Source organism: Mycobacterium sp. NTMscope_Eco_3 (assembly GCF_976985685.1).
Map to the genome: position 1 here is coordinate 4436281 of NZ_CDRJYZ010000001.1, position 11542 is coordinate 4447822.

Below are 11542 nucleotides of genomic sequence, written 5' to 3' on the forward strand. Positions count from 1 at the left end.
GGTCTCGGGGTTGTCCGGGTTTTCTGGGTTCTCCAGGGCCTCGGTCGTTTCGGTCACTGGGCCACCTGCTTGATCTCGTACGGAACGGGCTGCTGTGCGACGTGGGGGTGCGTCGGGCCGGCGTAGACGTGCAGCTTGCGCGCGATCTGCCGGGCGAGCTTGTTCTTGGGCAGCATGCCGACGATCGCGTCCTCCACGACACGGTCGGGGTGCTTGGCCATCAGCTCGCGAATGGTGCGGCTGCTCAGACCGCCGGGATACCCCGAGTGGCGGTACGCCAGCTTCTTGTCCAGCTTCTGGCCGCTGAAGGCGACCTTGTCGGCGTTGATGACGATGACGAAGTCACCGCCGTCGACGTTGGGGGTGAACGTCGGCTTGTGCTTGCCGCGCAGCAGGTTGGCTGCCGCGACGGCAAGGCGGCCAAGCACCACGTCCGTGGCGTCGATGACGTGCCACGACCTCGTGGTGTCACCCGCCTTTGGCGTGTACGTAGGCACAGCGCTTACCACTCTTTCTCTGCGAGCCTCTGTTCCGAGGCTGTGGATCCCGGTGTGACCGGGTGCCGGTCAGGCGTTCGCGGCGGGGGCTGGTCTCGGCGACCGACGTTGACCCGAGGCCCTGGCGTACCGCACGCCAACGGAGCAGCTTACCGACCGCCATCCCCGCAGGTCAAAATGACTGTGTGGTCCCGACGGCTCTCCCCCGTCAGGACCACACAGTCTCACGCGCGGCGCGAACCGCGCGGTGTCTCCTCGGCCGCTACCGCGACCACACGCCGGCCGCCCGGCGGTCGGCATTGGCCACCTCGTCCGCGCCGTCGCGGACCGCATTTCCGAGCTCGACCAGCATCTCGTTCAGCGCGGTCGCCGACTGGTGCCATTTCAGCTGCTCAGCCTGGTAGGCGGCGGCCGCTTCGCTGGTCCACAGCTGCTGCAGCGGCGCGATGCGTGCTCTGAGCTCGTCGAGCGCGGCATTGAAACGGGCCGACGTCGAGTGAATCTCCTGGCGGACCGAGTACTCGATTTCACCGAAGTTGTAGGACAACACCGAATCCACGGGGATCCTCTTTCCTCACAGGTTTCCGCCGGCGGCGGCGATGCGGTCGGCATGGCTCTGGCCGGCCTCCTGCAGGGTGGCCGCGTTGTGCCGAATGGTGTCGGCGATGGCGTGCAGGGCGTGGTAGAGCCGCACCGACTCCGCGTTCCAGCGATCGATCACGCCTTTGAAGCGAGTGGCCGCGAGCCCGCCCCACGCCGACGACGGCACGCCGCTCATCCGGCCGATGAACGCCTGCAGCATCGCCCTGATTTCCTCGTTGCGGGCGTCGGTGGTGCCCGCCACCGACCGCATCAGGTCGAGGTCGGTGCTCAGTGGGTTTGGTGCAGCCATACCCATTACGACCGCGACGGGGCTCGTTCGGTTCCACGAAATTTGTCATCCGATCGCGTGGACGGATCTGACCGCCTGCTCGCAGGCATCGCGGACGGCGCCCTCGTCGCCCGGCCGGCTCTGACATCCGACGCTGATTCGCACGGGGCCGTCCAGCAGCACCGTCCAGCGCACGTGATGACCCGCGCGGACCTCGCGGTAGGTCACCGCCGGCCGGCCGGCGCTGGTGCCCGACGGGTTGAAGTCGACAAACAGCCCGGCGGGCTCGGCGTCGATCGCGCGTTTGAGCCGTTCGGCGGTGCCGCTCAGCGTCTCCGCGGCCACCGGCGACTGGGTGATGTGCAGCGCGACCTCGGGGTCCGCCGGAGACGTGACCTGCACCCGCGCCGAGCCCGGCCCGGTGACCACCCGTCGCGTCGGCCACGTCGCCGGCACCGACAGCGCCACCCGGCCTTCCACCAAATACGTTGTGGACGCGGCGTCGACCCGCTTCGGGGGCGCCTCGCCGGGCCGGCTCGGCGACATCGCGGCCGGCGCCGCCGCGGCGACGACGATGGCGGCGGCACCCAGTCCGCCCAGCGTCCGCACGCGCGATGGGCGGGCGGTGGCGCGTGCGGCGGAGCCCGGCCCCGGCGGTGCCGAGCGTGCCGGGAAGGCCGCCCGCGCCAGCCGGGTGAGCCGAAGGTCGTTGATTTGCAGAACATCTCGGGTTGTCCCGCCGCTTCCGCGTACCGCGTCGGCGATCAACGCCGCCAGTGCCGACGCCCCGGCGACCGTGCTCGGCGTGTCGATCACCACGGCCGCGGGGGCCGCGTCGGCGATGACATCCGCGACGGCTTCGGCGACGGCTTGCGGGTCGGCGTTGCGCGGCACGGCGGTCACCTCCGTCGCCGTGATCACCACGAACCGCTCGGTGATCTCAACCGTCACCGGTCGTTGCGCGCGAAATGCCTGCGCCAGCAACCACGATCGCGGGCGCGTGCGCACCTCACCGGCCACCCTGGCGGCGGCCGCGGTCAGCACACCCACGCGCGAGGAGGACCACCAGGACGGGCGCACGACGACCATACCGTCGGACGATGTGCAGCTTGCCGACCGCAGCGCGGCTTCCCACAGCGCATCGACGGTTATCGGCCGCTCCCCCACCAGCGCGACGCGGTCGTCGATCGCGTCGAGGGCCGATCGAATGGCGTCGGCCATCTCGCCCTCGTCGATTGTTCCTGTACCGCAACATAATCGGCGGACGGTGCCCGGCCCGGCTTCGATGACGGGACGGTGTTCGATCACGGTGGGCTCCAGGCCACCTGGACGAGGTCCTCGTCGCCGTTAGGGCCGGTCAGGATGCCGCGGCCCGGTGGCAATGGCACCGGCAGCGTGGGGCCGAACGGCGGGCCCTCGGCGGGAGAACCGCTCATCATCAGGGACAGGCAACCGAGGTCACGCAGGGCCGCGAGCACCGGCTCGAACATCGCGCGCTCGGCTCCCCCGCCGCGCCGGGCGACGACAAGATGCAATCCCAAATCTTGTGCATAGGGCAGGAATTCGACGATCGGCGCCAGCCCATTGCCCGCCGGGGAGGCGACCAGGTCGTAGTCGTCGACCACGACATACAGGTCCGGCCCACACCACCACGAGCCGGTGCGCAACTGGGCCTGGCTCGCGTCGGGCGGCGGCATTCGTGCGCGCAGAAGATCGAGCAGGTCGGGCAGCGCCGCGGCCAACGCGGCCGGCGACATCGCGTACCCGCGGAGATGGTCCGACTCGACGACCCCGAGCAGCGCGCGCCGGAAGTCGACGATCAGCAGTTGAGCTTGCGCGGCGGTCTTCGTCCGGACAAGCTCCCGGCACAAGGTCCGCAGCGCCGCGGTCTTCCCGCAGTCACTGTCGCCGGCGATCACCAGATGCGGCTTCTCGACGAAATCGATTGTCACCGGCCGCAGGTCGCGCTCCCGAACGCCGAGCAACACCCGGGCACATAGCTCGGTTCCCGCCCCACGCACCAAGGCCTCACGATCTACGCGATCGGGCAAGAGCGGTATCGGCGGCGCCACCGAGTCACCGGCGGGCACCTCGGCGACAGGCGTTGCGATCACCATGTGCAGCCCGTCACGGGACAGGCCACGGCCAGGGCTGTCGTGCGGGACGTGCGCAGCGGCCTTGCGGTCCAGTTCGGAGTCGGCGGGATCGCCGAGCCGTAACTCGACACGGGTGCCGAGCTGATCCCGCAGCGACGGCCTGACGTCGGCCCAGCGCGACGCCGTCAAGACCACGTGCACACCGAACGAAAGCCCGTGGGACGCCAGGGCAGTGATCGAAGCCTCCAGCGTCTCGAATTCCTGGCGCACGGTTGCCCAGCCGTCGATGACGAGAAAGACGTCGCCGAACGGATCATCGATCGCGCCGCCCGACGTGGTGCGCCGCCGGCGATAGTCGGCGATCGAGGCGATCGCGTGCGCACCGAACGTGGTCTCGCGCCGTCGCACGACCGACTCGCATTCGGCGACGATCCGCCCGACGAGCCGCGGCTCGGCCCTGCCGGCGACCGCGCCAACGTGCGGCAGCGTCCGCGCCGACGACAGCGTCCCGCCGCCGAAATCCAGGCAGTAGAACTGCACTTCGCTCGGGTCATGCGTGGCCGCGAGGGCGGTGATGAGCGTCCGCAACGCCGTCGACTTGCCCGATTGCGGTCCGCCGACGATCGCCACGTTGCCCGCGGCGCCGGACAAATCGATCATCAGTGGCGTGCGGCGCTGCTCGTAGGGGCGGTCGACCAGGCCGACGGGCACGGCGGTCAGGCCGGCGGCCGCGGGTACCGCGCCGCCGAGCAGGGTGCGCAGCTCCGGAGGCCGCCCCAGCGGGGGCAGCCACACCCGGTGCGCGGGCGGCCCATGCCCGCGCAGCCGGTCCAGGACCGCACGCGAAATGGCCGGTGCGGATGTCGCGCTCGCCTCCGGGGTGCGACGGACCGCTCCGGTGACCCGGGTGGTGAACACCTGGACCGGGCGCGCGGGCGCGGCGGGCGCACCCGGTGGAGCGTCCGTCGGCAGCGGTCCCGACACCGAGGCGGCCTGAAAGCGAACCGGTTCGGCGCCGCTGATCCGCAAGAAGCCGGCACCGGGCGCGGTGGGCAGTTCGTAGGCGTCGAGATTGCCCAGCACCGTGCGGGATTCGGCGGCGGACAGGGTCTTCAGGCACAGCCGGTACGAGAGGTGGGCGTCGAGCCCGCGCAGCCGACCCTCATCGAGGCGCTGGCTGGCCAGCAGTAGGTGCAGCCCCAGGGATCGGCCCAGACGGCCGATCGCCACGAACGTATCGGCGAAATCAGGTTGCTGGCTGAGCAATTCGGAGAACTCGTCGACGATGATGAACAGCGCGGGCAGGGCCGGCAGCGCGGCCGGCGGGTCACCTGCCCGGCGCGCGCGTTCATAGGCCTCGACGCTGACGCAGCCCGCTGTCCGCAGCAGTTGCTGGCGACGGTTCATCTCACCGGCCAGGGCGTCGCGCATGCGGCTTACCAGCGGCGCGTCGTCGGCAAGGTTGGTGATCACGGCGGCCACGTGCGGCGCTCGCGCATAGTCGAGAAATGTTGCGCCACCTTTGAAGTCGATGAGCAAAAGGTTGAGTTCTTGCGGCGAGTTGCGGACCATCATGCCCAGCGCGATGGTGCGCAGCAGCTCCGACTTGCCCGACCCGGTGGCGCCGATGCAGAGTCCGTGCGGGCCCATCCCGTTCTCGGCCGGCTCTTTGATATCCAGCTCGAGGGGAGCGCCCTGCACGGTGGTTCCGATGGGGACGCGAAGCCGGTCGCCGCGTCCCCGGCGGCGCCAGAGCGTCGCCGGGTCGAAGCGTTGCGGATCGTGCAGGCCGACCAATCCGGGCCAACCGGGATCACCGCCCCCTACGCTCCCCCGATGCCCGGCCAGTCGGAGGGCGCACACCAGCGCGTCGACGGGCTCCATCCGATCGGGGCACGAAATGGGTGCCGACTCGTCGGACCGCCGGATCGCCAGCGGCGCACCGTCATGGCCGGCGCCGATCGCGATCGTGGTGGCGCCGATGATCGCGGCGGCGTCCCCGGCCAGTTCGGTGACCACCACCACCCGTGCCGCCCGCACGCCCGCGAGGGCCCGCTGCGCCTGCACGGCGCTCGAATAGACCATCCGCACCGGACCCGCCGCGTCGTCCTGGCCGGGATGTGCGTTGTGCGGCAACCATTTCAGCCATTCCCAGTGCGCGCGATGCGGATCGCTGATCGCTGCGGCGATCCGCACCTGATCGGGCGCATGCAACACGGCGAGCTGGCAGATCATCGCCCGTAGCAACCCGCGCGCGGCGCTCGCCTCGCCGTCGATCGTCACAAGCGACTCGTCACGCAAGGCGATCGTCACCGGCCCGACGATCGTCGAATATGCGCGCAGGAAACGACGCAACGCCGTCTCGGTGACCGGATCGCGAAGCTCCTCGGCGGGAAGCTCCGGCGCCACCAAGCGGCGCGCGAGGGGCTGCGTCCCCATGCCCACCCGCACGAGGCAGAAATCCGCGTCGCCCGGTCTGCGCTGCCACATGCGAGCGCCGCCGACCAACGTCCACAGCGTGTCGGGATGGGGATGGCTTCGAATGGACGAGGCGCGCTGCGTCGTAGCGACCGCGGACACGGATTGGCTCAGCTGATCCAGGTATCCGAGATACCGTCCGCGATCGGCATCGATGCCACCGCCGCGCCGGCGGGCACGGCCGGTCAGTCCGGACGCCAGCGCCGAAACCAGCATCATCAGCGGAAACGCCAGAAACATCGGCTGACGGGCCATGGCCGTCCCCGACGCGAACGCCGCCGCCATGATGCCCATGCTCGCCACGGACAGCGCAGCCGGCAGCAGGCGGGGCAGCAGGCCAGGCGCCGCCGGCGGCTGCAGGTCCGGTGGAGCCTCGACCACAATCGGCGGCCGTTGCACCGCGGGCACCGAAACCTGGGTCATCTCATCGCCTCCAGTTCGACGACGGTAAGGAGCACCGAAAACGGCGACAAGTCACCTGTGGACAGCCGGATACCGGGGCCGTCGAAACCCGGCTATGTTCCCCAGGATCCGACCGAAGGGTTCGTCATTGGCTGCATCCGAAACCGGGCTGTGCCGTGTCCGCGTCCATTGGGGCACCACCGTCGCCGATCTGGCGCTGCCCGCCGGAGTTCCTGTCGCGGTGTTGATTCCGTCGGTCGTCGACGCCCTCGAGGTTCGTCACCCCGACCGGGAGGCGGTGCGCTACGAGTTGTCGATCCCCGGCGCACCCGCACTGGTCCCGTCGATGACCTTGGCGCAGAACCGCATCGGCGATGGCGCGGTCCTGGTGCTGAGCCGGCCCGACGCGCCGCTGCCCGCACCTCGTTACCTCGATGTCGCGCAGGCCGTGTCGGACACGCTAGCGGGGGACGCCGGGACGCGCAGCGATGACGGGGACCGGCGAGCCGCCCGGCTCGCCGGCGCGGCGGCGGCCGTCTTGCTGACCGCGGTGGGCGGGGGGACCTTGGTGCGAACCGCCTTCAGCGCCAACCACACCCGAGACAGTCGCGCAACGGTCGCCGTTTTGGCATGTGCCGTCCTCGTCGGGCTGGGGCTAGCGGCGATCACGCATCGGGCCTATCGAGATCCGATCGCCGGACTGGCGCTGAGCGTGATCGCCACCGAGTTCGCGGCGGTGGCCGGGTTTGTGGCAGTGCCCGGCGCTCCAAGCGTTTCCCACGTATTGCTGGCCGCGGCGGCGGCGGGCGTCACCTCCGTGCTGGCGATGCGGTTGTCGGGCTGTGGTGTCGTCGCGTTGACGGCGACCGCGTGCTTCGCGGCGGTCATCGCCGCGGCGGCGCTGGCGGGTGCGATCACCGGCGCGCCTTGCCATGTCATCGCTTCGGCGGCGGGGGCGGTATCCCTCGGGCTGCTCGGGGCGGCACCGCGCGTATCCATCGCGCTGGCGCGGCTATCGCCCCGATGGGCGACGCCGGACGTCGTCGACCCTAGCGACGCGTGGGTGCCCGAGCAAGCGCTTAGCGCCGACCGGTGGTTGGTGAGCCTGTATGCCGGGCTGTCGTCAGCCGCCGGTGCCGGCGCGGTCGTCACCGTGCTCGCCGGTGCACCGCGCCTGTCCTGCTTGGCGTTCGGGACCGCCACTGCCGCGCTGTTGCTGCTGCGCTCCCGGTCCGGCGAACGCGCAAGGATGCTGGGCTTCGCTGCCGGTGGACTCGTAACCGCGGCAACGATATTCGCTGTCACCGCCCTGCGCTTCCAGCTGCACGGTCCGAAGCTCGCTGCGGCAACGGCGCTGGTCGCCGCCGCGATGTACCTCGGCTTCGCCGCAAAACCAACCTCGCCCGTCGTGCTCCGATGCGTCGAAATGCTGGAGTGGCTGGCGTGGGCGGCACTGGTCCCGCTGGCGTGTTGGATAGGCGGACTCTACGGCGCGGTCCGGGGATTGAATCTCCCGTGAGGTCCTCGCACGTCGGGCGCGTGCTGGCGGTGTCGGCGCTGGCGATGCTCCCCGCGTTCGGAACGCCACCGGCGCAGGCGGTTTCGCCCCCCGGCGTCGACGACAAGTGGTTGCCCAAGCCCACCTTGCCGGCGCCGCCACGGCCGACGGTGCAGCGCGAGGTCTGCGCGGCGCTGACCGTCGATTCGGCGCCGGGCCGCAACCAGCCGCCGGGGGCGTTCGACCTTTCGGACGTGTGGCACCTCACCCGCGGCGCCGGACAACGGATCGCGGTCGTCGACACCGGAATCGCGCGGCACCGACGGCTGCCCGGCGTGGTGCCCGGCGGCGACTACGTGTCCACCGGCGACGGCACCCAGGACTGCGACGCGCACGGCACGCTGGTGGCCGGAATCATCGCGGCCACAGCCGATTCCAAGTCCGATGGCTTCAGCGGGATCGCGCCGGAAGCCACCTTGATCAGCATCCGGCAGTCCAGCGCGAAGTTCGCGCCCGCTAGCGACCGGTCCCGCGCCGGGGTGGGTGACGTCGACACCATGGCGAAAGCGGTTCGGACCGCCGCGGATCTCGGCGCGTCGGTGATCAACATTTCCTCGGTTGCGTGCGTGCCGGTGGCCGCCGCACTCGACGACCGTGCGCTGGGTGCCGCGCTGGCCTACGCCGTCGATGTCAAAAATGCCGTCGTCGTCGCGGCGGCGGGGAATACCGGCGGCGGCGCGCAGTGCCCGCCGCAGCGGCCGGATGCGACCTGGCAGACCATCACGGTCGTGGTCAGTCCCGCGTGGTACGACGACTATGTGCTGACCGTCGGCTCGGTGAATGCCGACGGAGCACCGTCGGCCTTCAGCCTCGCCGGCCCGTGGGTCGATGTCGCCGCGCCCGGCGAGGCGGTGACCTCCCTCACGCCCGATCCGGTGTCGGGCACGAGTTACGCCGCCCCGGTGGTGAGCGGTCTGGCCGCGCTGATTCGGAGCCGCTTCCCGGCATTGACCGCGCGCCAGGTGATGCAGCGCATCGAGTCGACGGCGCATCATCCGCCCGCCGGATGGGATCCGCTCGTCGGCAACGGCACCATCGATCCGCTCGCCGCGGTCAGCACCGGGACGGGCGCGCCGGCCAATGCCCATAAGCCGCCGACCGCGCCGCCGCTCGCGGGGTCGCCGGCGACGACCCCACCGCGCGATACCCGCGCCCGGGACACCGCGGTGCGCGGGGCCGCGATCTGCCTCGCCGCGCTGGCGGTCGCCCTGGCCGCCGGCGCGGCCAGGGGTCGGCTACGGGGAACCCGCGACGTCGCGGGCGATTGAGGCGCCGCGTCTGCTCAGCTCCGGTCCAGCCGGCAGCAGCGTGAGAACCGGCCAGGGCGCCGCGGTCGCCTCGGCGAGGCCGAGGGCGTGCGCGGCGTCGTCGTCGCGGATGGCGAATCGCACCCCGGTGTCGACGATGAGGTACCGGGTCCCGGAGTTGTCACCCGCCCGCACGTAGGCGCTGCGCCCGGGCGGCACGGACACGTTGTCCAGCGCGGGGCCGGGGCCGTCGGCCTGCGCCAGCGTCACCGTCGCCTGACCGGGCGGCACCGGTGGCCGGTTCCCCGCCAGCAAAGCCGCCCCCGCTCGCCCGCCCTCCCAGCTGGCGCATATCGTGCCGGCGGACTCGGGCAGCGTCGGCGCCCGGTCGGGGAAACCGGCGACGGGCAACTCGGCCGCGACGGGAGCGGCCCGGATCGCCTCGGGCGCGACGGTGACGGGATTGACCATCCCCTGGGAGCCGCCGAAGCGCATCAAGTCGGCCGCCACCTGGCCGATCCGCTGCACGCCGGCGACCAGCACCGCGTAATACTCGTCACCGTCGGCGCGTGTGACGCGCAGCACACTGCCGACGCGAAATCCCGGCAGCCCGGGCGCGGCGCCGCCCAGGCCGCGGATCCGGGGGGCCGAGATCGGCGGCGCCTCGGGGACAGCGTTCAGCAACGCTTGCGAGACGAGTTGAGGCGCGCGGCCCTCGAGCCGCAGCGCGCGCACGACCGCGGCATCGGCCAGGTCCACGATGGCCCGGTGCCCGTCGTAGAGCAGGTAGGCCGGCGAACCCGAGGCGGGAGCCACCAGGACGGCCTGCCCGGACGGCAAGCGGGCGGCTGCGTTGCCGGCGACGTGGCCGACGATGACCGTCGTGCTGCTGGCACCGGCGCTATCACAAATCGAGAAGGCCAGGTCCTGCGCGGACAGCGGCCTGCCGACGAATTGCGGTGCGCCCGGAATGCCCAGCAGCGGACCGCGTTTACCGCCCTCCAGATCGGCCTGGCGCACCGGCTGCGGGGTGGCGGCCGTCCCCGCGATGAGCCGCGCGGACGCCAAATTCGGCACCGGATGCCAGACGTCGTTCACTCGAACGAACAGCGCACCCGACTCCCGGGCCATCACGACCTGCGCCCGATCGAGCGCAACGTGCGGTCTCAGCAAACCCAGAAGCGCGGAGCCGGCCAGCGCCAGGGCCGTCAGCACACCGCCGGCTGCCAGCGATGTCGACGCCATCCGCGGTCGCGGGCCGCCCACAGACATCGTCTCGCCCAGCAACGCGCATTCGAGGCGGCGCAGCAGATACCGGTGAGCGCTGACGCGCAGCCACATGGTCGGCTGACGCGGCACTGATCCCCCCACCCTGCGTAATCCGTTGGGCTCACGGTAGGCCGCCGATCGGCCGCGTCGCAGCGCTTATCCACAGGTCGCAGGAGTTTCGCCGCGGCGGAAATTGGGTAAAATTGCCCGGTGAAAACTCACCGCGCCGCTCGCCTCATCGGCTTGGGCGCTTCCGCCCTGGTCACCGCCGCAGGCCTGCTCGCCACGCCGGTCGCGCTCCCGGTGGCCTCCGCCGATGACTGCCCGGACGTCGAGGTCATCTTCGCCCGCGGCACCAACGAGCCCCCCGGCCTGGGCCGGGTCGGCGATGCCTTCGTGGACTCGCTGCGCCAGCAGACCAACTTGAACATCCTGCCGTACGGGGTGAACTACGCCGCCAGCAAGCTGCAGCTGCACGGCGGTGACGGCGCCAACGACACCATCGATCGCGTGAAGAAGAGCGTGGAGAAGTGCCCGAGCACCAAGATCGTGCTCGGCGGCTACTCGCAGGGCGCGTCGGTGATGGACATCGTGGCCGGCGTCCCCATCGGCGGCATCAACTGGGGCAGCTCGCTGCCGCCGCAGTACGCCAACAACATCGCGGCCGTCGCCACCTTCGGCGACGTGGCCGACCGCGCCGGCGGCACGCTGCCCAGCCAGAGCGCGCTGCTGGGCTCCAAGGCCATCGACTTGTGCAACCCCAACGACCCGATCTGCCACGCCGGCCCCGGCAACGAGTGGAGCGGGCACACCGAGGGCTATGTGCCCGTCTACACCACCCAGGCCGCGGCGTTCGTCGCGTCCAAGCTCGTGGGCGCCGGCCAGTCGGTGCCCGGCTACGGCCCGTCCTTCCCGGGCGCCGGCCCGCAGGTCCCGGGCCAGCCCGGATACGGCCAGCAGACTCCGGTGTACGGGCAGACCCCGCCCGGGTCGGGCCCCTCGATCCACGGCGGCACCGGCACCGCCCCGGCCCCCGCACCGCTGGCGCCCGGGCCGGCCACGACCGTACCGCAAGCACCTCTCGTCTAAATCGTTACCGGCGGGTTATCAACGCGCGCTTAACA

Annotated in this window: 9 protein-coding genes; 3 read left to right on the forward strand and 6 right to left on the reverse strand. The window is 71.3% G+C overall.

The window, feature by feature from the left end; genetic code table 11:
* Positions 1 to 53: 53 nt before the first annotated feature.
* The 5 genes from rplM to eccCa form a co-directional block, all read right to left on the reverse strand.
* Positions 54 to 497, reverse strand: coding sequence for a 50S ribosomal protein L13 (gene rplM / locus AC0KTM_RS20450; RefSeq protein WP_008260230.1), 444 nt, complete (start codon positions 495 to 497; stop codon positions 54 to 56).
* 262 nt (positions 498 to 759) lie between these two features.
* Entirely contained in the window at positions 760 to 1062 is a 303-nt protein-coding gene (locus AC0KTM_RS20455) for a WXG100 family type VII secretion target (protein ID WP_238957379.1), read from the reverse strand.
* A 9-nt stretch (positions 1063 to 1071) separates the two neighbouring features.
* Positions 1072 to 1389: a WXG100 family type VII secretion target gene (locus AC0KTM_RS20460; protein ID WP_225330420.1), complete on the reverse strand. Its 318-nt coding sequence runs from the start codon at positions 1387 to 1389 to the stop codon at positions 1072 to 1074.
* 45 nt (positions 1390 to 1434) lie between these two features.
* Entirely contained in the window at positions 1435 to 2676 is a 1242-nt protein-coding gene (locus tag AC0KTM_RS20465; protein ID WP_472416508.1) for a type VII secretion-associated protein, read from the reverse strand.
* On the reverse strand, positions 2673 to 6365 hold the full coding sequence (gene eccCa, locus AC0KTM_RS20470; protein ID WP_472416510.1) for a type VII secretion protein EccCa: 3693 nt from the start codon (positions 6363 to 6365) through the stop codon (positions 2673 to 2675). The genes AC0KTM_RS20465 and eccCa overlap by 4 nt, the downstream gene beginning before the upstream one ends.
* Before the next feature lie 94 nt (positions 6366 to 6459).
* Between eccCa and eccD the strand changes: the two genes are divergently transcribed.
* Entirely contained in the window at positions 6460 to 7863 is a 1404-nt protein-coding gene (gene eccD, locus AC0KTM_RS20475) for a type VII secretion integral membrane protein EccD (protein ID WP_275254201.1), read from the forward strand.
* Positions 7860 to 9170, forward strand: a complete 1311-nt coding sequence (gene mycP, locus AC0KTM_RS20480; RefSeq protein WP_425326332.1) for a type VII secretion-associated serine protease mycosin — start codon at positions 7860 to 7862, stop codon at positions 9168 to 9170. Before eccD ends, mycP begins: the two co-directional genes overlap by 4 nt.
* Here the strand turns inward: mycP and eccB are convergent.
* Positions 9138 to 10508: a type VII secretion protein EccB gene (eccB, locus tag AC0KTM_RS20485; RefSeq protein WP_238956802.1), complete on the reverse strand. Its 1371-nt coding sequence runs from the start codon at positions 10506 to 10508 to the stop codon at positions 9138 to 9140. The two genes, mycP and eccB, sit on opposite strands and share 33 nt — an antisense overlap.
* Before the next feature lie 120 nt (positions 10509 to 10628).
* Here eccB and AC0KTM_RS20490 point away from each other — a divergent pair, with 120 nt between their 5' ends.
* Positions 10629 to 11507, forward strand: a complete 879-nt coding sequence (locus AC0KTM_RS20490) for a cutinase family protein (RefSeq protein WP_225328705.1) — start codon at positions 10629 to 10631, stop codon at positions 11505 to 11507.
* Positions 11508 to 11542: the final 35 nt, after the last annotated feature.

What these genes read in the sequence shown, in the direction of transcription:
- AC0KTM_RS20460 (WP_225330420.1), bottom strand. Translation starts at nt 1,389, where the DNA reads ATGGCTGCACCAAACCCACTGAGCACCGACCTCGACCTGATGCGGTCG.
- eccD (WP_275254201.1), top strand. Translation starts at nt 6,460, where the DNA reads ATGTTCCCCAGGATCCGACCGAAGGGTTCGTCATTGGCTGCATCCGAA.
- eccCa (WP_472416510.1), bottom strand. Translation starts at nt 6,365, where the DNA reads ATGACCCAGGTTTCGGTGCCCGCGGTGCAACGGCCGCCGATTGTGGTC.